The 24,052-nt window shown below is 59.4% G+C and carries 23 protein-coding genes; 6 read left to right on the top strand and 17 right to left on the bottom strand.

Features of this window, described 5'->3' with window-relative positions; all coding sequences use genetic code 11:
- The 6 genes from Q8K09_RS11185 to rplM all read right to left on the bottom strand — a co-directional run bounded on the left by Q8K09_RS11185 (nucleotide 1) and on the right by rplM (nucleotide 4,380).
- The gene (locus tag Q8K09_RS11185) at nucleotides 1–618 is read right to left on the bottom strand and encodes a glutathione S-transferase N-terminal domain-containing protein (RefSeq protein ID WP_305255040.1); all 618 of its coding nucleotides are present in this window, start codon (nucleotides 616–618) and stop codon (nucleotides 1–3) included.
- An 89-nt stretch (nucleotides 619–707) separates the two neighbouring features.
- Nucleotides 708–1,487, bottom strand: a complete 780-nt coding sequence (locus Q8K09_RS11180; protein ID WP_305255039.1) for a cytochrome c1 — start codon at nucleotides 1,485–1,487, stop codon at nucleotides 708–710.
- Nucleotides 1,487–2,698, bottom strand: a complete 1,212-nt coding sequence (locus Q8K09_RS11175; protein ID WP_305255067.1) for a cytochrome bc complex cytochrome b subunit — start codon at nucleotides 2,696–2,698, stop codon at nucleotides 1,487–1,489. Before Q8K09_RS11175 ends, Q8K09_RS11180 begins: the two co-directional genes overlap by 1 nt.
- Nucleotides 2,698–3,291: a ubiquinol-cytochrome c reductase iron-sulfur subunit gene (gene petA / locus Q8K09_RS11170; RefSeq protein WP_305255038.1), complete on the bottom strand. Its 594-nt coding sequence runs from the start codon at nucleotides 3,289–3,291 to the stop codon at nucleotides 2,698–2,700. Before petA ends, Q8K09_RS11175 begins: the two co-directional genes overlap by 1 nt.
- 253 nt (nucleotides 3,292–3,544) lie before the next feature.
- Nucleotides 3,545–3,937, bottom strand: coding sequence for a 30S ribosomal protein S9 (gene rpsI, locus Q8K09_RS11165; protein ID WP_172144122.1), 393 nt, complete (start codon nucleotides 3,935–3,937; stop codon nucleotides 3,545–3,547).
- Nucleotides 3,938–3,951: 14 nt separating this feature from the next.
- Nucleotides 3,952–4,380, bottom strand: a complete 429-nt coding sequence (rplM, locus tag Q8K09_RS11160; protein WP_305255037.1) for a 50S ribosomal protein L13 — start codon at nucleotides 4,378–4,380, stop codon at nucleotides 3,952–3,954.
- A 248-nt stretch (nucleotides 4,381–4,628) separates the two neighbouring features.
- Between rplM and Q8K09_RS11155 the strand changes: the two genes are divergently transcribed.
- Nucleotides 4,629–5,666 carry an NADP(H)-dependent aldo-keto reductase gene (locus Q8K09_RS11155; protein WP_305255036.1) on the top strand — a complete coding sequence of 346 codons (1,038 nt, stop codon included), beginning with the start codon at nucleotides 4,629–4,631 and terminating at the stop codon, nucleotides 5,664–5,666.
- Nucleotides 5,667–5,845: 179 nt separating this feature from the next.
- On the opposite strand, the gene Q8K09_RS11150 is transcribed toward Q8K09_RS11155, so the two are convergent.
- Nucleotides 5,846–6,982, bottom strand: a complete 1,137-nt coding sequence (locus Q8K09_RS11150) for an acyl-CoA dehydrogenase family protein (RefSeq protein ID WP_305255035.1) — start codon at nucleotides 6,980–6,982, stop codon at nucleotides 5,846–5,848.
- 238 nt (nucleotides 6,983–7,220) lie between these two features.
- On the opposite strand from Q8K09_RS11150, the gene Q8K09_RS11145 reads away from it, so the two are divergent.
- The gene (locus Q8K09_RS11145; RefSeq protein ID WP_305255066.1) at nucleotides 7,221–8,126 is read left to right on the top strand and encodes a GlxA family transcriptional regulator; all 906 of its coding nucleotides are present in this window, start codon (nucleotides 7,221–7,223) and stop codon (nucleotides 8,124–8,126) included.
- A gap of 17 nt (nucleotides 8,127–8,143) precedes the next feature.
- On the opposite strand, the gene zapE is transcribed toward Q8K09_RS11145, so the two are convergent.
- The 3 genes from zapE to Q8K09_RS11130 form a co-directional block, all read right to left on the bottom strand.
- Nucleotides 8,144–9,238, bottom strand: a complete 1,095-nt coding sequence (gene zapE, locus Q8K09_RS11140) for a cell division protein ZapE (RefSeq protein WP_305255034.1) — start codon at nucleotides 9,236–9,238, stop codon at nucleotides 8,144–8,146.
- A 163-nt stretch (nucleotides 9,239–9,401) separates the two neighbouring features.
- Nucleotides 9,402–10,748, bottom strand: coding sequence for a tryptophan--tRNA ligase (locus Q8K09_RS11135; protein WP_305255033.1), 1,347 nt, complete (start codon nucleotides 10,746–10,748; stop codon nucleotides 9,402–9,404).
- Nucleotides 10,749–10,771: 23 nt separating this feature from the next.
- Nucleotides 10,772–11,407 carry an alpha/beta hydrolase gene (locus Q8K09_RS11130; RefSeq protein ID WP_305255032.1) on the bottom strand — a complete coding sequence of 212 codons (636 nt, stop codon included), beginning with the start codon at nucleotides 11,405–11,407 and terminating at the stop codon, nucleotides 10,772–10,774.
- A gap of 133 nt (nucleotides 11,408–11,540) precedes the next feature.
- On the opposite strand from Q8K09_RS11130, the gene Q8K09_RS11125 reads away from it, so the two are divergent.
- Nucleotides 11,541–11,987: a YhcB family protein gene (locus tag Q8K09_RS11125; protein WP_305255031.1), complete on the top strand. Its 447-nt coding sequence runs from the start codon at nucleotides 11,541–11,543 to the stop codon at nucleotides 11,985–11,987.
- Nucleotides 11,988–12,228: 241 nt separating this feature from the next.
- Here the strand turns inward: Q8K09_RS11125 and cysN are convergent, their stop codons facing one another.
- The 3 genes from cysN to Q8K09_RS11110 form a co-directional block, all read right to left on the bottom strand.
- Nucleotides 12,229–14,130: a sulfate adenylyltransferase subunit CysN gene (gene cysN, locus Q8K09_RS11120; RefSeq protein ID WP_305255030.1), complete on the bottom strand. Its 1,902-nt coding sequence runs from the start codon at nucleotides 14,128–14,130 to the stop codon at nucleotides 12,229–12,231.
- A 1-nt stretch (nucleotide 14,131) separates the two neighbouring features.
- Nucleotides 14,132–15,049, bottom strand: coding sequence for a sulfate adenylyltransferase subunit CysD (gene cysD / locus Q8K09_RS11115; protein WP_305255029.1), 918 nt, complete (start codon nucleotides 15,047–15,049; stop codon nucleotides 14,132–14,134).
- A 143-nt stretch (nucleotides 15,050–15,192) separates the two neighbouring features.
- Nucleotides 15,193–15,951: a Nif3-like dinuclear metal center hexameric protein gene (locus tag Q8K09_RS11110; RefSeq protein ID WP_305255028.1), complete on the bottom strand. Its 759-nt coding sequence runs from the start codon at nucleotides 15,949–15,951 to the stop codon at nucleotides 15,193–15,195.
- 110 nt (nucleotides 15,952–16,061) lie between these two features.
- Here Q8K09_RS11110 and algW point away from each other — a divergent pair, with 110 nt between their 5' ends.
- From algW to Q8K09_RS11095, 3 genes are all read left to right on the top strand, one after another.
- The gene (gene algW / locus Q8K09_RS11105) at nucleotides 16,062–17,204 is read left to right on the top strand and encodes a Do family serine endopeptidase AlgW (RefSeq protein ID WP_305255027.1); all 1,143 of its coding nucleotides are present in this window, start codon (nucleotides 16,062–16,064) and stop codon (nucleotides 17,202–17,204) included.
- 260 nt (nucleotides 17,205–17,464) lie between these two features.
- Nucleotides 17,465–18,631: a DUF1624 domain-containing protein gene (locus Q8K09_RS11100; protein WP_305255026.1), complete on the top strand. Its 1,167-nt coding sequence runs from the start codon at nucleotides 17,465–17,467 to the stop codon at nucleotides 18,629–18,631.
- A 49-nt stretch (nucleotides 18,632–18,680) separates the two neighbouring features.
- Entirely contained in the window at nucleotides 18,681–19,397 is a 717-nt protein-coding gene (locus Q8K09_RS11095) for a DUF4198 domain-containing protein (RefSeq protein WP_305255025.1), read from the top strand.
- 60 nt (nucleotides 19,398–19,457) lie between these two features.
- On the opposite strand, the gene hisC is transcribed toward Q8K09_RS11095, so the two are convergent.
- The 4 genes from hisC to murA form a co-directional block, all read right to left on the bottom strand.
- Nucleotides 19,458–20,510 carry a histidinol-phosphate transaminase gene (gene hisC / locus Q8K09_RS11090; RefSeq protein WP_305255024.1) on the bottom strand — a complete coding sequence of 351 codons (1,053 nt, stop codon included), beginning with the start codon at nucleotides 20,508–20,510 and terminating at the stop codon, nucleotides 19,458–19,460.
- A 123-nt stretch (nucleotides 20,511–20,633) separates the two neighbouring features.
- Complete coding sequence (hisD, locus tag Q8K09_RS11085; protein WP_305255023.1) at nucleotides 20,634–21,944, bottom strand: histidinol dehydrogenase; 1,311 nt, start codon at nucleotides 21,942–21,944, stop codon at nucleotides 20,634–20,636.
- A gap of 123 nt (nucleotides 21,945–22,067) precedes the next feature.
- Entirely contained in the window at nucleotides 22,068–22,703 is a 636-nt protein-coding gene (gene hisG, locus Q8K09_RS11080; protein ID WP_305255022.1) for an ATP phosphoribosyltransferase, read from the bottom strand.
- A 78-nt stretch (nucleotides 22,704–22,781) separates the two neighbouring features.
- A complete protein-coding gene (murA, locus tag Q8K09_RS11075) occupies nucleotides 22,782–24,047 on the bottom strand; it encodes a UDP-N-acetylglucosamine 1-carboxyvinyltransferase (protein WP_305255021.1) in 1,266 nt (421 codons plus the stop codon).
- Nucleotides 24,048–24,052: the final 5 nt, after the last annotated feature.

Below are 24,052 nucleotides of genomic sequence, written 5' to 3'. Positions count from 1 at the left end.
TCAGCGCATATCGCGCTCAACAGGTGACAGACTGACCTGAAAGGCCTCGCGAGCAAACTGACGGTCCATGTAATCGAGCAACGGTTTGGCTGGCTTGGCCAACTCGATACCCAGCACAGGCAAACGCCAGAGCAATGGCAGCAAGCAGCAGTCAACCAAACTCAACTCATCGCTAAGAAAGAATGGCTTGTCAGCGAACAGCGGCGATACGCCGGTGAGGCTCTCGCGCAACTCCTTGCGGGCTTGCACGCGAGCCGGCTCCTTGCTGCGCGGGTCGAGAATAAGGTCGACCTGAGCACACCAATCACGCTGAATGCGGTGAATTAACAGGCGGCTATTGGCCCGCGCCACCGGATAAACCGGCAACAACGGCGGATGCGGATAACGCTCATCCAGATACTCCATCACCACTGTCGACTCGTACAAAGCCAAATCGCGGTCAACCAGGGTCGGCAGGCTGGCATAGGGATTAACCTCCAGCAACCGCGCTGGATAACGGCCCTTTTCGACACTGATGATTTCGGCGCTGACACCCTTCTCGGCGAGCACGATGCGTACGCGGTGGGAATAGTGGTCGGCGGGGTCGGAGTAGCAGGCTAACCGGTTGGTCACGCTCATGGCGGTCCTCCTCGCTTATTTAGGTTATTGGAGCAGAAAAGACTGCGCGCCCAAAGGGGCGCGCAGGACAACATTGGAGCGACAAACGATTAATGCACGTCTTTCCAGTACTCACGCTTGAGCAGGTAGGCGAAGACGAAGAAGAAGGCCAGATACAGCAGCACGTAGGTGCCGACACGCCGACTTTCCAGTTTCACCGGATTAGCCGAGTAAGCCAGGAAGGTCACCAGATTCTTGATCTTGGTGTCGAACTCCTCCTCACTCAGGGCGCCGCTTTTCGGCTCCATAGCCAGCTGATCGCAGGCCTCATGAGTGATTGGCGTACCGCTCAACGGGTCGAACTGCTTCTTGCCACCCTCAACCACCTGGACCTGCTTGCAACCGATGTACTGACGACCCTGCAGGCCCACCAGCACGTTCGGCATACCGACGTTCGGGAACACCATGTTATTGGCGCCCAGCGGACGACTCGGGTCATCGTAGAAAGTACGCATATACGTGTACAGCCAGTCTGTGCCACGCACGCGAGCAACCAGAGTCAGGTCCGGAGGCGCAGCCCCGAACCAGGCCTTGGCATCCTCGACCTGCATACCGATCTTCATATGATCGCCAATCTTGGCGTCGTTGAAGATCAGGTTATCCAGCATCAACTCATGCGGGATATCCAGGTCATCGGCCACACGCTCATAGCGCTGGTACTGCGCAGAGTGACAACCCATGCAGTAGTTGGCGAACGTACGCGCGCCATCCTGCATACCGGCCTTGTCAGTCAGGTCAATTTCCACTTTATCCAGCGGATAGTTACCCGCAGCCCCAAGAGCCAAGGCTGGCAGCGCAGCGAAAACTAGTGCAGCAAATAGCTTTTTCATCAGCCAGTCACCCTTTCTGGAACCGGTTTGGTCTTTTCAAGCCTGGTATAGAACGGCATCAGGATGAAGTACGCGAAATACAGGAATGTGCATACCTGCGACAGCAACGTACGACCCGGTGTCGGCGACAGAACGCCCAGCACGCCCAGAATCACGAAGGACACGCAGAACACCAGCAGCCAGACCTTGCTCATCCAGCCCTTGTAGCGCATCGATTTGACCGGGCTACGATCCAGCCACGGCAGCACGAACAGCACTGCAATCGCACCACCCATGGCGACTACGCCAAGGAGCTTGTCCGGGATCGCACGCAAGATCGCGTAGAACGGCGTGAAGTACCAGACCGGCGCGATATGATCAGGCGTTTTAAACGGGTTGGCCGCCTCGAAGTTGGGTTTCTCGAGGAAATAACCGCCCATCTCCGGGAAGAAGAACACCACGAAGCAGAAGATAAACAGGAACACCACTACGCCGACAATATCTTTAACGGTGTAGTAAGGGTGGAAGGCAATACCATCAAGCGGCACGCCGTTCTCGTCTTTCTTCTTCTTGATGTCGACGCCATCGGGGTTGTTCGAGCCGACTTCGTGCAATGCCAGAATGTGCAGGACAACCAGACCGAGAATCACGATCGGCAACGCAACCACATGCAGGGCAAAGAAGCGGTTAAGGGTAATACCGGAAATCAGGTAATCACCACGAATCCACTGGGTCAGATCAGCCCCGATCACAGGAATGGCACCGAACAGCGAGATGATCACCTGGGCACCCCAGTAGGACATCTGGCCCCACGGCAGCAGGTAGCCCATGAAGGCTTCCGCCATCAGCATCAGGTAGATCAACATGCCAAAGATCCACACCAACTCACGGGGCTTCTGGTAAGAGCCGTAGAGCAGGCCGCGGAACATGTGCAGGTACACGACCACGAAGAACGCCGAAGCACCCGTGGAGTGCAGGTAGCGCAATATCCAGCCATATTCGACATCACGCATGATGTATTCGACCGAAGCAAACGCCTCTTCAGCCGAAGGTGTGTAGCTCATGGTCAGCCAGACACCCGTAACAATCTGATTGACCAGCACCAACAGTGCCAGAGAGCCAAAAAAGTAGAAGAAGTTGAAGTTCTTCGGTGCGTAATATTTGCTCAGATGTTCTTCAAACATCTTGGTGGCTGGGAAGCGCGCATCCACCCATTCCATGAACTTACTCATCATGCTTGCTCCTGATCCACACCGATGATGATCACATCATCCGACTCGTACGTGTGCGGTGGCACCGGCAGGTTCAAGGGCGCAGGCTGCGCTTTATAGACCCGGCCAGCGAGGTCATAACGGGAACCGTGGCAAGGGCAAAAATACCCCCCGACCCACTCGCTTCCGAGATCGGCAGGCGCCACTTCCGGACGGAAGGACGGTGCGCAACCAAGGTGAGTGCACAACCCAACCAGGAGCAGCAGCTCCGGCTTGATCGAACGAGTTTTTGGATCGACATAGCCAGGCTGATCAGATGCCTGAGACTCGATATCGGCCAGTTGCGGCTCGAGGGTTACCAGGTTGCTGAGGATTTCCTCGGTACGGCGCAGGATAAACACCGGCTGCCCCCGCCACTCGGCAACCATTTGCTGGCCAGGCTCGATCTTGCCAACGTTCACCTTCACAGGTGCACCGGCAGCTTTAGCCTTAGCGCTCGGGAACCATGACCCCACGAACGGGACCGCGGCACCCACCGCTCCTGCAGCGCCCACCACAGAGGTGGCCGCCACCAAGAAGCGACGCCGGCCTGCATTCACGCCGTCATTGCTCATTCAGTCGTCTCCCATCAGCTTTGTGGCCTGTGTTCAGGCCTCTACTAAGTAAAAATCGAGTTGCGTGAAAAATCCGCCAAATGGTAAAGAAAAGCCCCATTTCTGACAAGGTAATTACCTTACAGGAAACAGCTTAACCCCTTACAGATAGCGGCGGGAACGGCTGCGGCATGATGCCGCAGAGCAACCGGTCGCCCAAAAAAAACGCCCAGTTCCAAAAGGAAACCGGGCGCTTTTGAACGCAAGTAGCGAATTAACGCTTGGAGTACTGCGGACGCTTACGCGCTTTACGCAGACCAACTTTCTTACGCTCAACTTCACGAGCATCACGAGTCACGAAGCCAGCCTTGCGCAGAGCAGGACGCAGCGATTCGTCGTAGTCCATCAGTGCACGAGTGATGCCATGGCGGATTGCGCCGGCCTGACCACTCACACCACCACCGATAACGGTGACGTAGATATCGAACTTTTCAGTCATCTCAACCAGTTCCAGCGGCTGACGAACTACCATGCGGGCAGTTTCGCGACCGAAGAAGCCGTCGAGAGTACGGTTGTTGATGGAGATCTTACCAGTACCGGCACGCATGAAAACGCGAGCGGTTGCAGTCTTGCGACGGCCAGTGCCGTAATTTTGAGTCGCCGACATAATGAACTATTCCGTTAAAACTTCAGTTCTTGGGGCTGCTGAGCAGTGTGTGGGTGAACAGCGCCCGCATACACTTTCAGCTTACGGTACATGTCACGACCCAGCGGGTTCTTCGGCAGCATGCCTTTGACCGCGGTTTCGAGCACACGCTCTGGCGCCTTGGCGATCAGCTTTTCAAAGCTGATCGACTTGATGCCACCCGGAAAGCCGGAGTGAGAGTAGTAAATCTTGTCGGTGGTCTTGGCACCAGTCACACGTACCTGCTCAGCGTTGATCACGACGATGTAGTCGCCAGTATCTACGTGCGGAGTGTACTCAGGCTTGTGCTTGCCACGCAGACGGCTGGCAATTTCGGTAGCCAGACGACCCAGTGTCTGACCCGCAGCGTCGACGACGAACCAGTCGCGCTTTACTGTTTCCGGTTTAGCAGTAAAAGTTTTCATTCTTTATAGCCTCAGGGGCCGCCCTGATAAATAAGACGGCGGATCTTACTGAATAGTGCTTACTTTGACAAGTCAAAGGCAGCCGAAAACAGGCGCTATCGGGGGCTCGGGTCAGCGCGTCCGTAATACGGCAAGATTCTTCGGCAGGCGGCGCATCACTTCCACTGCAGAAAGAGGTGCGCAATTATGCCGATTGCGAAAATAAATTCAACCTGCTTGTATGGTTGTTTTGCAAAAAGGAGCACCACATGGATTATCGCCAGTTAGGCCGCACCGATCTGCGCGTCAGCGCCCTCTGCCTCGGCAGCATGACATGGGGCGAACAGAACAACGCAAACGAGGCATTCGCCCAGATACAGCGCAGCAAAGAACATGGCGTCAATTTCATCGACACAGCCGAGATGTACCCGGTACCACCGCGCGCCGAGACCTACAGCAAAACCGAGCAGATCATCGGTGATTACTTCAAGCAGCACGGTGATCGCGCCGACTGGGTGTTGGCGAGCAAGATCGCCGGCCCCGGCAACGGTATCGGCTATATCCGCGACGGCAACCTGAAATTTAACCGTGAACACCTGGTCGCCGCGCTGGACGCCAGCCTGAAGCGCTTGCAGACCGACTGGATCGATCTCTACCAACTACACTGGCCGGAACGCCCGACCAACTTCTTCGGCCAACTCGGCTATAGCCATCAGGACAGCGAGTTCACTGCCCTGGAAGAAACCCTGGCGGTGCTCGACGAACAGGTCAAGGCCGGCAAGATTCGCCATGTCGGCCTGTCCAACGAAACACCCTGGGGCACTATGAAATTCCTCCAGCTCGCAGAGAGTCGCGGATGGCCGCGGACTGCGTCGATCCAGAACCCCTACAACCTGCTCAACCGCAGTTTTGAAGTAGGCCTGGCGGAAATAGCCATACGCGAACAATGCGGCCTACTGGCTTATTCACCACTGGCTTTTGGCATGCTTTCCGGCAAATACGAAGGCGGCGCCCGCCCAGCCAACGCACGGATCAGCCTGTTCAGCCGCTTTACCCGCTACACCAACCCACAATCCGAAACGGCCTGCTCGGGCTACGTCGCCCTGGCTCGCGAACACGGACTGGATCCGGCGCAGATGGCCTTGGCCTTCGTCACCGCCCAGCCGTTCGTGACCAGCAATATCATCGGCGCCACAAGCCTTGAGCAACTGAACAGCAACCTGGCGAGCAGCGAATTAAAGCTGTCCGATGAGGTACTGGCTAGCATCGAGGCGATTCACAAGGCCCAGCCCAACCCGGCGCCCTGAACGAAAAAGCCCGGCATCATCAGATGCCGGGCTGCCCCGCCACGCCATCCGGGATTCAGGGCTTCGCAGGAGCGGGCCATGCCCGCCAAGCTATTTGCGCCATGGCCTATCGCGACCGGGGGCTAGGCGCCGCTGCTTACGTCCAGCGAGGCCGGCGCATAAACACAGGATCTACAAGCTCACAGCGAACGCGCGATGATTTCCTTCATGATCTCGTTGGTACCGGCATAGATGCGCTGCACCCGAGCATCGGCCCAGGCACGGGCTACTGGGTACTCCCACATGTAACCGTAACCGCCATGCAGCTGCACGCACTCGTCAAGCACCTTGCACTGCAGGTCGGTACCCCAATACTTGAGCATGGCAGCGGTCGGCACATCCAGCTTGCCCTGCAGGTGCAACTCAAGACAGCGATCGAGAAAGACCCGGCCGATCTGAATTTCCGTGGCCATTTCCGCCAGCTTGAAGCGGGTGTTCTGGAAGTCCGCAATGGCCTTGCCGAACGCCTTGCGCTGGCGGGTATAGTCGAGCGTCCATTGCAGCGCCGCCTCGGCTGAGGCCAGGGCACCGATACCGACAGTCAGGCGCTCCTGGGGCAGTTCCTGCATCAGGTAAGCGAAACCCATGCCCGCCTGACCCAGCAGATTCTCCTTGGGCACGCGCACATCCTGGAAGAACAACTCGGAAGTGTCCTGGGCCTTCATGCCGACCTTCTCCAGCCGCTTGCCCCTGGAGAATCCCGAGCTTGAGGCCTCGACCAGAAACAGGCTGGTGCCCTTGGCTCCGGCTTTCGGGTCGGTCTTGGCCACCACAATGACCAGATCAGCCAGGTAGCCATTGGTGATAAACGTCTTGGAGCCGTTGATCACATAGTCGTCGCCATCCAGTACCGCCGTGGTTTTCACCCCCTGCAAATCAGAGCCGGCGCCCGGCTCGGTCATGGCGATAGCGGTTACCATCTCGCCGGAAACCAGCTTGGGCAGGTATTTGTGCTTTAGCGCCTCTGAGCCGTAATGCAGGATGTAAGGCGCAACGATATCGGAGTGCAGGGAGAACCCTATTCCGGTCAATCCCAGACGACCGACCTCCTCGATCACCACCGTACTGTAGAGAAAATCAGCCGCCATGCCGCCGTACTCTTCCGGGATATGCGAGCAGAGCATTCCTGCCTCCCCCGCCTTGTTCCAAAGCTGGCGATCGATATGGCCATCCTTTTCCCACTGCGCATGAAAAGGCACGGCCTCCTGCTCGAGAAACTTGCGCACACTGTCGCGAAAAAGTTCATGGTCGGAGCTGAACAGGGTTCTGGGGATCATGGCGACACCTTGCGGCAAAACGAATTAGAGAGCTGACGACTTTAACCAAGCAAACGCTTGGTCACACTAGACACAACCGCCAAAAAATAAGACGATCCAGCCAGCCAATGACCACTTAGCCTTGATAAGAACACCAACCATGCCTACTCAGCCGTCAACAGTCTTGCGCCGCGTCAGCATTCTCGCCACCGAAGGGGTCTTTGCTTCGACCCTGATGCAGGCCAAGGATTTCTTCCACATGGCCAGCCTGCGTTACGGCAAACAGCAAGGCCTGGGCCTGACCGAAACCTTCGAGATTCGTCTGGTCAGCCCGGACGGTCAGCCGGTGCGCAGCTTCAGCAACGTCATGATCCCGGTCGACGGCAGACTCGACGCCAGCGATGTGATTATCCTGCCCACTTTCTGGGATGACTTCGACGCCCTCCGCCAGCGCCACCCGCAGGTACTCGACTGGCTGCAGGAGCGTCACGCCGCCGGCAGCGCGATCTGCGGCGAAGCCAAAGGGGTGTTCTGGATGGCCCAGGCGGGCTTGCTCGACGGCAAGGAAGCCACCACCTATTGGCGTTTCTTTAAAGAGTTCGGCGAGCGCTTCCCCAAGGTACTGCTTAACCAGGACAAGCACCTGTCAGATGCCGACAACCTGTATTGCGCAGGTGGCGTGACCTCGGCCTGCGACCTTTACATCTACCTGATCGAGCGCTATTGCGGCGCCAGCGTGGCCCAGGGCGTAGCACGCGACATACTCTACGAAGTGCAGCGCAGTTACACCCCGGGGCGTATCGGTTTTGGCGGGCAGAAGCTGCACCACGACCTGACCATCCTGCAGATCCAGCAATGGCTGGAAGAGCACCTTGCAGACAAGTTCCGTTTCGAGGACGTGGCCCGCGAACACGGCATGAGCATCCGCAACTTCATGCGCCGCTTCCAGGCCGCCACCGGCGACAAACCCCTGCATTATCTGCAACGGCTGCGCATCGAAACGGCGAAAAGCCTGCTCAGCGCCACACGCAAAAGTATCAAGACCATCAGCTATGAAGTCGGTTATGACGACGCCAGTTTCTTCGCGCGCCTGTTCCGCCAGCACACCGAGCTGTCGCCCAACCTGTACCGGCGACAATTCCAGCACAAGGACGGCCGGGTCTAGCCGCCCGCTGTAGCTCTTTAAGGCTTGTGTGGCCGCGTCAGGAACTCATGGGACTGCATTTCGAGCAGCCGGCTCAAGGTACGCTGGAACTCGAAATTCAGGCGCCCGCCACTGTAAAGGTCCTTCAACTCGACCTCGGCAGAGATGATCAATTTGACGTTGCGGTCGTAAAACTCGTCGACCAGGTTGATGAAGCGCCTGGCCATGTCTTCCTTGGCCACCCCCATCTGCTCGACATTGGCCAGTAGCACGGCATGGAAAATCTTGCCCAGCTCGATGTAATCGTTCTGGCTGCGCGGGCCGTCGCACAACTCGCGAAACTCGAACCAGGCCACATCGTCGCCAACCTTGCGCGCAGTGAGGGCACGGTTTTCGATCATCAGCGCTTCGTTTTCCTGGATCACGCAATGCTCGGGCAGCAAGCTCCTGAAGCTCTTCTCCAGGCTCTCTTCGGCAGCGGCATCGAGCGGCCAGTGAAACAGCTCGGCCTGCTCAAGCGCACGCAGGCGATAATCGATACCGCTGTCGACGTTGACGATATCGGTGTGCTCTTTCAACAGAGCAATGGCGGGCAGGAAGCGCGCGCGCTGCAAGCCATCCCTGTAAAGACCATCAGGCACGATGTTGGACGTCGCCACCAGGCTTACACCATTCTTGAACAGCTCTTCGAGCAAGGTGGCGAGGATCATCGCGTCGGTGATATCGGAAACGAAAAACTCATCGAAGCAGATCACCCGCGCCTCGTCGGCAAAGCGCTTACCAATGATCACCAAGGGATTCTTCTCGCCCTTGAGCGTGGCCAGCTCCTCGTGCACCCGCTTCATGAAGCGGTGAAAGTGCGTACGCACCTTGCGCTCGAACGGCAAAGAGTCGAAGAAGGTATCGACCAGGTAGGTCTTGCCGCGACCGACCCCACCCCAGAAGTACAAACCCTTGACCGGACCCTGCGGCTTTCTGGCGAACAGTTTGCCAAATACTCCGGACGTACCTTTTTCGGCCGCGACCAGGTCGTCATAGAGGCGCTGCAGGTGGCGCACCGCAGTTTCCTGGGCCGCATCGTGGAAAAAGTCGGGCCGCTTGAGATCGGTCTGGTAGCGCGCAAGTGGAGTCATATTCGTTAGCCGGCCAAGTAAAACGGGGGCGTAACTCTAACGACGCCCCGGCGGCTTGGCAATCGGCCAGGTTGGCGTTGAGCGCAGCGAATCCCAACAAAATGCAATGTCGGGCTTCGTCGCGTTGCTCCTCAACGGAGCGCCGCCCGACCCAACCTAGACTTTAATCCTGCGGCGCCAAGGCTTCACGCAAACGCTGGATAGCCGCCTGACAGGCAGCGCCATCGGCGAATACCGGGCTTTGCGCGACACACTCACCCTCTAGCCAGACAGCAAAGCCGCCGTCCTGCTCGCGGACATCCAGCGCGTCGCCGGACTGCAAACGTTTATTCACCAGACCAGCCGACTTGCCATCGGCAAAGGACTTGGACAGCAGCAACTGCTCGCCAGCCGCATCCAGCAGGCGGAAACGGAAACTGCCGTCGTCGTCACGGAAGCTGACAAAGCGCGCGCTCTTGCCGGCCTTTTTCTTCTCGCCTGCACCACTGACCGCCTGACTGCGGAAGGAGCGCAAGCCAACCGCTTCGCGCAACTCACCCAGAAACGGCGTGGCAATCTTGCGCGCCTTGGCGGCACCGTCCAGCAGAATATCTTCCAGATCCGCCGGCCTTTCGATAAAGCTGTGATAACGCTCGCGGGCTTCGCCCAGCTCGGCTTCCAGCAAAGTGAACAACGCCTGCTTGGCCTCTCCCCAGGCCAGACCACCCTCCAGCTCGGCACGGAAATCTGCCTGCTGGGTCGGCGCGGCGAAAGCCTGATACAGCGTGAACAGATGGGAGTTGTCCGGATCCTTCGCCTCGCCGGGCAACCTGGAGTCGGTGACAATGCGCGCGATGGCATCCTTGAGCTGCCTGGCACTGCCGAACAGCGGAATAGTGTTGTCGTAGCTCTTGCTCATCTTGCGCCCGTCCAGGCCGGGCAGCGTCGCGACGTCTTCCTCGATCACCGCCTCAGGCAAGGTAAACAGCTCCTTACCCTGGCCGAACAGGTGGTTAAAGCGTTGTGCGATGTCGCGGGCCATTTCCACGTGCTGGATCTGGTCGCGACCGACCGGCACCTTGTGCGCGTTGAACATCAGAATGTCCGCGGCCATCAGCACCGGGTAGCTGAACAGGCCCATGGTGATACCGGCATCCGGGTCTTCACCCTGCTCGACATTTTTGTCTACCGAGGCCTTGTAGGCATGCGCGCGATTGAGCAGGCCCTTACCTGCGACACAGCTGAGCAACCAACACAGCTCGGGGATTTCCGGGATATCAGACTGGCGATAGAAGGTCGCCCGGCTCACATCCAGACCGCAGGCCAGCCAGGTTGCAGCGATTTCCAGGCGCGAGCGCTGGATCCGTGCTGGGTCATCGCACTTGATCAGCGCGTGGTAATCCGCGAGAAAATAAAACGAGTCTGCATCGGCTGCGCGGCTGGCGACTATCGCCGGGCGAATGGCGCCTGCGTAATTGCCGAGGTGCGGGGTGCCGGTGGTCGTGATGCCGGTCAGGATACGAGTGGTCATGGCTATCGCTTATAAGGCTGCAGTCAGTTCGAAAGGCGCGGCAGCAGCAGATCCTTGAGATCGGTCAGCTTGCCGTGAAAAAAGTGGCCGCATTCTGCCACTTTCAGCAGCTCATGGGCACGCCCCAAGCCGGCTGACCACGCATAAACCGCCTGAGGATCGATCACCTCATCGGCCTCGGGCTGGATCAGCGTCAGCGGGCAGCGCTGTGCGGGCGGATTCTCGACCGTTAGCCGACTGACCGCTGGCGCTACCATGAACAAATGCGCAGGCTCCACCCCCTGACGCTCCAGCCGCCCGCCGAGGCTGGCCGCGACAAAGCCTCCGTAGGAGAAACCCAGCAGGGTCAGGGGCAACTGCGGGTAATGTTGGCGCAGCCAGTGGGCCACAGCCTCTGCATCATCCACCTCACCGCTGTGCATGTCATGGCTACCGGCGCTGGCACCGACACCCCGATAGTTGAAGCGCAGGGTCGCCAAACCCGCATCACGAGCGGTGCGCTGCAGGGTCGAGACGACCTTGTTGAGCATGGTCCCGCCCTGAGCAGGGTTGGGATGACAGATCAACGCAACGCCGCGCGCTTCGGTTACATTGAGAAGTAGCGCTTCCAACTGACCGCAGGGGCCGTCAATAAATACTGGGGTTTCGCGGGTGAGCAACAGTGAACTCCGTGACCTCTTAGAGGGTCGACTCGTCTAGCTGACAGCCTGCACCGCATCGCATTACATTGCGGTATACAGCGCAGGTTCCAGCCGTTAACGTAAAGCAAAGCCGTTTAGAGAGGAAGGACTCGTGGAACAGACGCTCACAGCCTGGTTGTTACCGGCCATCACCTTGGTAGCCGGCATTGCCATCGGTTTCCTGATCGCTCGCCTTGCGCCCAATGCAGCCCCCGGCCGCACACAACGCCAGTTGGATGAGATCCAGGAACGCTTCGACACCTACCAAAGTGAAGTGGTCACCCATTTCAATACCACCGCCAATCTGGTGAAGAAGCTCACCCAGAGTCATCAGGACGTGCAACAACACCTGTCCGAAGGCGCCAACCGCCTGGCACTCGACGAATTGACCCGTCAGCGCTTACTGGCCAGCCTGCACGGAGAAGACGGCGGCGAGCGGCGCGAACGGCGCGAGCGGCTGAGGCCACCGGCTCACCAGGAAATGCCCAAGGACTACGCGCCGAAAAGCGCCGACATACCGGGCATGCTGGATGAAAGCTACGGACTGAAGAACAAGTAATAGCGCCTCGCTCGACTGCCTGACACGGCCGAGGACAGACTAAAAAGCCCAGCGCTCGCGCAGGGCTTTTTTATGCCTGGCTGCTGGCGGTTATTGCCCCGCAGGAGATCCCCGCCTGCTGTCGCGCAGCAAACGGTGTAGACGCCTAGCCCATGGCTACTTCACCGCTCCTGCCATGGGCAATAACTCACTCCCACTAAAAAGCCCCGCACATTGGCGGGGCTTTTAGTGAGCGGCGAATTTAGATCGCGCCGCGCTCGCGCAACAATGCCAGCACTTGCTTGACGCCCTCTTCCAGCGACAGGCTCTGGGTGTCGACTACCAGGTCGGCATCCAGTGGCACATCGTAGGGGAAGGATAGGCCTGGGATATTGTCACCCGCCGCCGCATACAAGCCCTGCGGGTCACGCTCGGCGCAGACTTGCGGCGAAGCCTGCACGTAGACCGTGATCAAGCGCTCGGCACCCAGCAGCGCCCTGGCCTGCTCGCGGCCTTCAGCATCCGGCGCAACAAAGGCCGCCAGCGTCAGCAGACCCGCCTCGTTGAACTGACGCGCAACGTGGGCGGCGCGACGCCAGTTCTCGGTACGACCGGCACGATCTTGCGGCAAGCCCTTATTCAGGTCGTGACGCAGGTTCTGGCCGTCCAGCACATAGACCGCACGCCCCATATCGAACAGCTTGCGCTCCACGGCATAGGCCAGGGTGCTCTTGCCCGCGCCGGACAGGCCGCTGAACAGGACGGTAGCCGGTTGCTGGCCAAAGCGCGCAGCACGCTCTTCGGTGGACACATGCGCCAACTTACCGTGGTGCCCCGTTGTGCCCTGAGCACTAACTGGTTCGGCGATGATCATGCCGGCACCCACGGTGCCGTTGGTCAACCGATCGATAATGATGAACGAGCCGGTGGTGCGGTTGTGTGCATAACCGTCTAGTGCGATGGGCGCATCGAGGGCCACTCGCACCTGACCGATCTCGTTCAAGTGCAAGCTGCTCGCCGGGCCATGCTCCAGGGTATTTACGTCAACCCGGTGAGCGATGCTGGCAATCGAGGCCGGCACATAGCTGGTCGCACGCTTGATGTCGTATTTCTTGCCCGGCAGCATCGGCTCTTCAGCCATCCACACCAGCATGGCGTCGAAGCTGTCGACCACCTGCGGACGGCTGTCGGCATGCACCAACATGTCGCCGCGAGAGACGTCGATTTCATCTTCCAGGGTGATGGTAATTGCCTGACCAGGGCCAGCCTGCTCCAGCTCGCCCTCGAAGGTGACGATGGATTTAACCTTGCTGCCTTTGCCCGACGGCAGGGCGATGATTTCATCGCCTTTGCGCACGATGCCGCTGGCCAAGGTGCCGGCAAAACCACGGAAGTTCAGGTTAGGACGGTTGACGTACTGCACCGGGAAACGCAGGTCGGTGAAATTACGATCACTGGCGACTTCCACGGTTTCGAGAATTTCCATCAGCGACTGGCCGGTGTACCAAGGCGACTGCTCGCTCTTGTTGACCACGTTATCGCCTTTGAGCGCCGACATTGGCACGAAATACAGCGAACTTGGCTTGAGCGCGATGCCTTCGGCGAACTTCAGGTAGTCAGCCTTGATCTGCTCGAAAACGCCTTGATCGAAGCCCTTGAGGTCCATCTTGTTAATGGCCACAACGATGTGTTTGATGCCCAGCAGGCTGGCGATAAAACTGTGACGCTTGGTCTGGGTCTGCACGCCATAGCGTGCATCGATCAGGATGATCGCCAGGTCGCAGGTGGACGCGCCAGTGGCCATGTTGCGGGTGTACTGCTCATGGCCGGGGGTGTCGGCAATGATAAATTTACGCTTGGCCGTACTGAAATAACGGTACGCCACATCAATGGTGATGCCCTGCTCGCGCTCGGCCTGCAGGCCATCGACCAGCAGCGCCAGATCGATGTCTTCACCGGTGGTGCCGACTTTCTTCGAGTCACGGGTAATGGCTTCCAGATGATCTTCGTAGATCATCTTCGAGTCATGCAGCAGGCGCCCGATCAGGGTGCTCTTGCCGTCATCGACGTTGCCGCAGGTGAGAAAACGCAGCAGTTCTTTACGTTCGTGCTGAGCCAGGTAAGCGAGGATGTCTTCGCTGATCAGATCGGATTGGTGCGACATCTTAAAAGTACCCCTGACGTTTTTTCTCTTCCATAGAACCTGCAGCATCGTGGTCGATGACGCGGCCCTGACGCTCGGACGTACGGGTCAGCAGCATTTCCTGAATGATGTCGGTCAAGCTGGTAGCCGTGGACTCCACCGCGCCAGTCAGCGGGTAGCAGCCAAGGGTACGGAAGCGCACCATTTTTTTGGTGATGCTGGCTTTCTCTTCATCCGAGAGGTGCTCAAGGATGCGCTCGTCGTCGATCATGATCAGCGTGCCGTTCTTCTCGATCACTTCGCGCTCGGCGGCGAAGTACAGCGGCACGATCGGAATCTGTTCCAGGTAGATGTACTGCCAGATATCCAGCTCGGTCCAGTTGGATAGCGGGAACACGCGGATCGACTCGCCCTTTTTGACCTTGCCGTTGTAGACGTTCCACAACTCGGGGCGTTGGTTCTTCGGGTCCCAGCGGTGCTTGCTGTCGCGGAACGAGTACACCCGCTCTTTGGCGCGGGATTTCTCCTCGTCGCGGCGCGCGCCACCAAAGGCGGCGTCGAATCCATACTTGTCCAGAGCCTGCTTGAGCCCCTCGGTCTTCATCACGTCGGTGTGCTTGGCACTGCCGTAGGTGAAGGGGTTCATGTCCTGTGCCACGCCGTCTGGATTGGTGTGGGTAATCAGGTCCAAGCCATATTCGTTAACCATTTTCTCGCGAAAACGGTACATCTCCTGGAATTTCCAGCGCGTGTCGATGTGCATCACTGGGAATGGCAGCTTGCCAGGAAAGAACGCCTTACGTGCCAAATGCAGCATCACGGCGGAGTCTTTACCGATGGAATAGAGCATTACCGGGTTGTCGAATTCGGCAGCCACTTCACGAATGATGTGGATACTCTCCGCCTCCAGCTGTTTCAGGTGGGTCAGTTTATCGAGCATGGTTACTCACGATTTGCAGTGTGATTGGGCCGGCGGGCCGTGGACGATGGCGCACTCTAGCACAGCGCTAGCTTCTAATCAGGGGGCCAGCTAGATCGAAACGATCTAGCTTTATACCCACCGATTCAGCCACTCACGCGCCGTCAGATAGGATTGGGGCAGTCGATAAACAGATGCTCAATGGCAAACCGACGCGCCAGGTAATCACCCAGCGCCTGCACGCCATAGCGCTCGGTGGCATGGTGGCCTGCCGCGATAAAGCTGATGCCGTTTTCACGGGCACTGTGAAAGGTCTGCTCGGACGCCTCGCCGGTCAGGTAGAGGTCAACGCCGGCAGCGATGGCCTGGTCGATATAGCCCTGACCGCCACCAGTGCACCAACCGACCCGGCGAACCAATTCCACGCCCTCAATCAACAAGGGTTCGCGACCAAGTACCTCCTGCACCCGCCGAGCGAAATCACGCGGGGTCATGGGCTCACGTAAAGAGCCGAGCAAACCGACGGTACGTGGGTCGTCCGGGGCCAGCGGCCCCTCGACGGTAATATCGAGCCGAGCAGCTAACTGCACGTTATTGCCAACCTCGGGGTGCAGGTCCAGCGGCAAGTGATAGGCGAGCAGGCTGATATCGTTGCTCAGCAGGGTCTTCAGGCGGCGCTGCTTCATCCCGGTGATACACGGATTTTCGCCTTTCCAGAAATAGCCATGGTGCACCAGCAGCACATCGGCCTCAGCTTCGACCGCAGCGTCGACCAACGCCTGACTCGCGGTGACACCGCTGACGATACGCCGTACCTGGGGCCGCCCTTCGATTTGCAAACCATTCGGACAGTAATCACTGATGCGAGCAGCGTTCAAGTAGCGCTGTGCTTCTTCCACCAAGGTGGTCAAGGCGATAGCCATGTGGATTCCTCACCTGCCGTTACAGGCCACTGCCTTATTGGCAATCGGCCCTCTATAATGGCGCACATTAAGGGGCGCACCGGCCTCTAGCAACCCTCAGGATTTCATTGATGCTCAAGGCCCTGCGTTTTCTCGGCTGGCCCCTTCTGGTCGGTGTGCTGCTGGCACTTTTGATCATGCAGTACTACCCGCAATGGGTCGGCCTACCTCGCCAGGATATCCAACTGCGCCAAGCCCCCATCTACAGCCGCACGCAGGAAGGTCCGGTGTCATATGCCGCCGCAGTGGGTACCGCCTCACCCGCGGTAGCCAACCTGTACACCACCAAGTTCATCAATAAACCGGCTCACCCGATGTTCGAGGATGAGCAATTTCGCAAGTTCTTTGGCGACAACCTGCCCAAGCAGCGACGCATGGAGTCGAGCCTCGGCTCTGCGGTGATCATGAGCCCGGAAGGCTATCTGCTCACCAACAATCATGTGGTCGCTGACGCCGACCAGATAGTGGTGGCCTTGCGCGATGGCCGTGAAACACTGGCCCGGATAATCGGTAGCGACCCGGAGACCGACCTGGCAGTGCTGAAAATCGATCTGCCAGACCTGCCCTCGATTACCCTCGGCCGCTCGGACAACATCAGGATCGGCGATGTCACCCTCGCCATCGGCAACCCCTTCGGCGTTGGCCAGACCGTGACCATGGGCATAATCAGCGCTACCGGGCGCAACCAACTGGGCCTCAATACCTACGAAGACTTTATCCAGACCGACGCGGCGATCAACCCCGGTAACTCCGGCGGTGCACTGGTCGATGCCTACGGCAACCTGGTTGGCATCAACACCGCGATCTTCTCCAAGTCTGGCGGCTCGCAGGGCATCGGCTTTGCCATCCCGGTGAAGCTGGCGCTAGAGGTGATGCAAGCGATTATCGAGCACGGCCAGGTGATTCGTGGCTGGCTGGGCATCGAGGTGCAACCACTGACCCCGGAGCTGGCGGAGTCCTTCGGCCTAGAAGGTCGCCCGGGCATCGTCGTCGCCGGCATCTACCGCGATGGCCCGGCGCAGAAGGCCGGCCTGCAACCCGGCGACCTGATCCTCAACATCGACGGCGAAGCAGCCAGTGACGGCCGCCGCTCGATGAACCAGGTGGCCCGCACCAAGCCCGGTGAAAAGATCCGCATCGGCATCCTGCGCAACGGTAAACCGCTGCAACTGACAGCGGAAATCGGCGTAAGGCCTCCCGCCAACGGCAACTGAACCCCCTTCTAGCCGGGCAAAACGCACAAATGATAACGTATCGCAATACTATTGATATGTTATTACATTGGTGGCAGACTGGGCGCCGTCACGCCCTGCTCACCGACCTGCCTCTGCGGCTATCCCCATGCGCCCGCAGCGGCCTGCTTGCAGCACTGCACGGCTCGACTAGCGGCATAACAGGCCGCAAAAAGCCCCACGAACCCGGCCTTTCGCAACGCGCGCAGAGTGCAACCGCGAAACCCTGAATGTGAAACGCAATGACCCCTGGCAACACACCCAAATCCCTACTCAGCACCCGCCTGCAGTCGATTGATGCGCTGCGCGGCCTGATAATTTTGCTGATGCTGCTCGACCATGTGCGCGAGACCTTCTTTCTACACCAGCAGGTGGCTGACCCCATGGATGTCAGCAACACCGAGCCGGCACTGTTCTTCAGTCGCAGCCTGGCGCACCTGTGTGCGCCGATGTTTATTTTCCTGAGCGGCTTATCTGCCTTTCTGTATGCCGAAAAACATCAGAGCAAAACGGCAGTTGCCTCGTTTCTGTGCAAACGCGGACTCTTTCTGGTGGCGTTAGAGTTCACGCTGGTCAACTTCGCCTGGACCTTCCAGGCCCCACCCAGCGTGATTTACTTGCAGGTGATCTGGGCCATCGGCCTGAGTATGCTGGCGCTGTCGGTGCTGATATGGCTGCCTCGCACGCTACTGGTGATCCTCGGCCTGCTGATCATCGGCGGCCATAACCTGCTTGATCAGCTGAGTTTCGCCAGAGAGTCTGCCCTGCACATCCCCTGGGCGATTCTGCATGACCGTGGCTGGATCGAGTTGTCAGAGTCCCTGCGACTGCGCACTTCGTACCCGGTTTTACCCTGGATCGGCGTGATCGCCCTCGGCTATGCCGCGGGCCCCTGGTTCTCCCTCGCCACGCCCGCTGCACAGCGGCGGAACTACCTGTTGCTCAGCGGCCTGTTAGCAGTGGGCCTGTTCGCTCTTCTGCGCCTGTTCAATGGCTACGGCGAGCAGCCCTGGCAGGCACAAGACAGCAGCCTGCTGACCCTGATGAGCATTTTCAATATCACCAAGTACCCACCCTCGCTGCAGTTCCTGGCACTCACCCTGGGCCTGGGCTTGCTGTTGCTGCGCGGGCTGGAGCGCATCCAGAACCACGCCTGGATTCGTCCGTTGAGCGCCTTTGGTGGCGCACCAATGTTCTTCTACCTCCTGCACCTGTATGTGCTCAAGCTCCTCTACCTGGCGGCAGTGGCCACCTGGGGACTAAACAAGGGGGACTTCTTCGGCTTTGACCAGGTCGCCGCCGTCTGGCTGTGCGCGGCGCTGCTGGCCGTAGCGCTGTATCCCGCCACACGCTGGTTCGCCGCACTCAAGGCGCGTCGGCGCGACATCACCTGGTTGAAATACTTTTGATCATCCCGGCAAGCGCGCAGAGCGCCTGCCACAACCACAAGGAATCGTCATGCTCCGTACAGTGCTATTGCTCTGCAGTCTATTGGCTATCGGTCAAGTCAGCGCCCACGGCCTGTGGCTGGAGGAGCGCCGTGGCAATATCGAGAGCGTCTACGGCCATGGTGCCGAGGACAAAGCCTTCAATGCCGAAAAAATCAGCGGCGCCTGGGCGTACGACCGCACTGGCCGGATGATCCCGGTCACCGTCCAGCGCCTGCCGGACCATGCGCGCCTGCAACCACTCCAGCCAGCCGCCGTGGTCAGTGTGGCGCTGGACAACGGCATGTGGTCACTGACTCCCGACAAACAATGGATCAACGCCGGACGCAGCAAGGTGCCGAACGCTACCGAGTCACTGCACACCTTCAAATACAGCCTGGCAATCTATCAGCAAGGCGCGAAGCTGCCCAAACTGGAGCAGCTGAAGATGGTCATTTTGCCCGAGGTCGACCCGCTCACTGTTGGCCCTGGCAAGCTGCTGGCGGTGCGCGTGCTGGTGGATGGCAAACCCGCGGCGGGAGTTGAACTGGTAGGTGACTATCGCGGGGCTCCGCATCAGACCAGCGCCATCACCGATACTGAAGGCCGCGCACAGGTACTGGTGCGCAATGAGGGGCTGAATATCATCAGCGCTGCCATCGACCTGCCGGTAACAGGGGACAAGGACATCGAGACCCGCGGCCTGTTCACCTCGCTGACCTTCCTTGGCGAAGCACACCGCGAATAACCCACATCGCGCACATAAAAAAGCCGGAGCACACTGCCCCGGCTTTTTTAGGACTACAGATTACAGGCCCTGCAGGGCATCCAGCAGCGCCTGATTCTGCTCCGGCGTGCCTATAGTGATACGCAGGAACTGGGCGATGCGCTGCTGCTTGAAGTGGCGCACGATCACGCCCTGCTCACGCAGGCCGGCAGCCAGCGTCGCCGCATCCTTACGCGGATGGCGAGCAAACACGAAGTTGGCAGCCGAGGGCAGCACCTCAAAACCGAGGGTTTCCAGCCCGGCCACCACGGCCTCACGGCTGTCGATCACCCGCCGACAGGTCTGCTCGAAGTAAGCCTTGTCTGCAAACGCCGCCGCCGCACCGGCAATCGCTATACGATCCAGCGGGTAGGAGTTGAAGCTGTTCTTGATCCGCTCCAGCGCCTCAATCAGGTCTGGGTGGCCGACAGCCAGACCGACGCGCAAGCCAGCCAGCGAGCGCGACTTGGAGAGCGTCTGGGTTACCAGCAGATTGGGGTATTTATCCACCAGACTGATGGCCGTCTCTCCGCCGAAATCGATATAGGCTTCGTCAACCAATACCACGGTGTCCGGGTTGGCCTTGAGCAGACGCTCAATCGCCTCCAGCCCAAGAGCGCAACCGGTTGGCGCATTCGGATTGGGGAAAATAATGCCACCGTTCGGGCGCGCATAATCTTCCACGCGAATCTGGAACTGCTCATCCAGCGGAACCTGCTCGTTGGCGATGCCATACAGCCTGCAGTAAACCGGATAGAAGCTGTAACTGATGTCCGGGAACAGCAGCGGCTGGCCGTGCTGGAACAGGCCGTGGAAAGCGTGCGCCAGCACCTCGTCGGAGCCATTGCCGACAAATACCTGAGCCGTCTGCACGCCGTAATAATCCGCCACCGCCTGCTTTAAGCGGTCGCTATTAGGGTCCGGATACAGCCGCAGGTTGTCGTTTACCTCAGCCTGCATGGCGGCAATCGCCTTGGGCGACGGGCCGTAGGGGTTTTCATTGGTGTTGAGCTTGACCAGCTTGGCCAGTTTTGGCTGCTCACCCGGTACATAAGGCACCAGATCTTTTACGAAGGGGCTCCAGAATTTGCTCATCTGCCCTTCTCTCCTCGAATGCGTTGCGTTTTTGATGGGTATCGCTGCGCTCAACCCATCCTACAAAACCTGATCAACCACCTGCAGGAGCCAGCCTGCTAGCGCCTACAGGTACGGGTTGGCTTACGGTTTGATGCGGTATTCGGCGCTGCGGGCGTGGGCAGTCAGCGACTCGCCACGGGCCAGCACGCTGGCGACCTTGCCCAACTCGGACGCACCTTCGGCCGAGCAGTGGATGATCGACGAACGCTTCTGGAAGTCATACACCCCCAGCGGCGAAGAGTAGCGCGCGGTGCCGGAAGTCGGCAGCACGTGGTTGGGACCGGCGCAGTAATCGCCGAGGGCCTCGGCGGTGTAGCGGCCCATAAAGATTGCGCCGGCGTGACGAATCAACGGCAGGTACTGCTCGGGGTTTTCCACCGACAGTTCCAGATGTTCCGGGGCGATACGGTTGGCCACCTCGATGGCCTGGGCCATGTCAGCGACCTGAATCAGCGCGCCGCGAGCTTGCAGGGAGGCGCTAATGATCTCGGCGCGCTCCATGGTCGGCAACAGCCTGGCGATGCTCTCGGCCACGCGATCGAGGAAAGCAGCATCCGGGCTAAGCAGAATCGACTGCGCATCCTCGTCATGCTCAGCCTGGGAAAACAGGTCCATGGCGATCCAGTCCGGGTCAGTCTGACCGTCGCAGACCACCAGAATTTCCGAGGGTCCGGCAATCATGTCGATACCGACCTTGCCAAACACGTGGCGCTTGGCGGTCGCCACATAGATGTTGCCGGGACCGACGATCTTGTCCACCGGCGGCACGCTCTCGGTGCCATAAGCCAGCGCCGCCACAGCCTGGGCACCGCCGATGGTAAACACCCGGTCGACACCGGCGATGCAGGCAGCCGCCAGCACCAGCTCGTTGATCTCGCCACGCGGGGTCGGTACCACCATCACCACTTCCAGCACGCCAGCGACCTTGGCCGGAATGGCGTTCATCAGCACCGAGGATGGGTACGAGGCCTTGCCGCCCGGCACATACAGGCCAGCGCGGTCCAGCGGGGTGACCTTCTGGCCCAGCACCGTGCCGTTGGCCTCGGTGTAGGTCCAGGAATCCTGCACCTGTTTCTCGTGGTAGTTGCGCACGCGCTCGGCGGCTTTTTCCAGGGCGCTGCGCTGCTCCGGGGTGATGCGGATCAGGGCCAGTTCCAGACGCTCGCGCGGCAGAATCAGATCCGCCATCGAGGCCACTTCCAGGCCGTCAAACTGCTTGGTGAACTCGACCAGTGCCGCATCACCGCGCTCGCGCACCGCTTTGATGATCTCCAGCACACGATGATTGACCGCATCGTCCGAGACACTTTCCCAGCTGAGCAGATGATCCAGATGACGGGCAAAGTCCTGGTCAGCGGCATTGAGTCGGCGGATGGCGATAGCAGCAGTCATAGCGGGCCTCATGATTGGCAAATGCTCGGGCGTCGCTAGGCTACCAAGCCCACCGCATGGACGCCCGAGATAATTGGCTATGACACGGATAGGCGGACGCGGCGTATTGCCGCGCTGAAGGTATTAGCTGGGGTGTCGTGCCTCTACGGCTTCGCGCAGGGTATCGATCAGCGCCTGAATACGGGCGTGCTGCATCTTCATTGAAGCCTTGTTGACGATCAGCCGCGAGCTGATATGGGCGATCAGTTCCTGGGCTTCCAGACCGTTGGCGCGCAGGGTATTGCCGGTATCGACCACATCGATGATCTTGTCGGCCAGGCCCACCAGCGGCGCCAACTCCATGGAGCCGTAGAGCTTGATGATATCGACCTGACGGCCCTGCTCGGCGTAGTAACGCTTGGCCACGTTGACGAACTTGGTGGCCACGCGCAGTCGGCCTTTCGGCTCGGGTGCACCAACCGCCCCGGCGGTCATCAACTTGCACAGCGCAATGCGCAGATCAAGCGGCTCATAGATGCCCTGGCCGCCGTACTCAAGCAGTACGTCCTTGCCCGCGACGCCCAGATCCGCCGCGCCATGCTCGACATAGGTCGGTACATCGGTAGCACGCACGATCAGCAGGCGCACATCGTCCTGAGTGGTAGGGATGATCAGCTTGCGGCTTTTATCCGGGTTCTCGGTGGGCACAATGCCTGCCGCGGCGAGCAGCGGCAGGGTGTCATCAAGAATGCGGCCTTTGGACAGCGCGATGGTCAGCATGCAACACATTTCCTTTGGAACGGGACCAGACCAGCCCTTGCGAGCTGGTTATTGGGCATCACTGCGTTCGGCACCAACCTAACCCGGCACGCGGCGAATTTTTGCGCCGAGCATCTGCAGTTTTTCTTCGATGCACTCGTAGCCACGGTCGATGTGGTAAATGCGGTCAATCAGGGTGTCGCCGTCGGCAACCAAGGCAGCGATGACCAGGCTGGCGGAAGCACGCAGGTCGGTAGCCATGACCGGAGCGCCTTTGAGCGTCTCGACACCAGTAACGATCGCGGTATTGCCTTCAACCAGAATCTGCGCGCCCATACGAATCATTTCATGCACGTGCATGAAGCGATTCTCGAACACCGTCTCAATCACGGTGCCAGTACCTTCGGCAATCGCATTGAGGGCGACGAACTGCGCCTGCATGTCCGTGGGGAACGCCGGATAAGGCGCGGTGCGCAGGTTAACGGCTTTCGGCCGCTTGCCTTTCATGTCCAGTTCGATCCAGTCAGCACCGGTGGTGATTTCTGCACCCGCTTCCTGCAGTTTGGACAGCACCGCCTCCAGGGTGGTTGGGTCGGTATCTTTCAGCTTGACCCGGCCACCGGTGACGGCCGCGGCCACCAGATAAGTGCCGGTTTCGATCCGATCCGGCATCACGCTGAAACGGGCACCGCCAAGACGCTCGACGCCATCGATCGTGATGGTGTCGGTGCCGGCACCGGAAATCTTAGCGCCCATGGCGATCAGGCAGTTAGCCAGGTCGACCACTTCCGGCTCGCGCGCGGCGTTTTCCAGCACGCTGCGGCCTTTGGCCAAGGTAGCGGCCATCATGATGTTTTCAGTACCGGTCACGCTCACCGTGTCAAAGAAGAAGTGCGCGCCACGCAGGCCGCCCTCCGGGGCTTTGGCCTTGATGTAGCCGGCTTCCACATCGATGACCGCACCCATGGCTTCAAGGCCACGAATGTGCAGGTCAACCGGCCGCGAACCAATGGCGCAGCCACCTGGCAAGGCGACCTCGGCATAACCGAAGCGTGCCACCATCGGGCCGAGCACCAGAATCGAGGCGCGCATGGTCTTCACCAACTCATATGGCGCGACCAGGGTTTTGATCGCCCGCGCGTCGACTTCAACGCTGAGTTTCTCGTCGATAACCGGCTCGATACCCATGCGACCGAACAGCTCGATCATGGTGGTGATGTCGTGCAGGTGCGGCAGGTTGCAGATGGTGACCGGCGCGTCACCCAGCAGGGTGGCGGCAAGAATCGGCAGGGCGGAGTTTTTCGCCCCGGAAATGCGGATTTCGCCGTCGAGGCGCACACCGCCGGTAATAATCAGTTTGTCCATGATTC

Origin of the sequence: Pseudomonas sp., assembly GCF_030683065.1 — a bacterium.
Classification (GTDB): Bacteria; Pseudomonadota; Gammaproteobacteria; order Pseudomonadales; family Pseudomonadaceae; genus Aquipseudomonas.
This window is presented reverse-complemented; position numbering and strand designations above follow the sequence as displayed.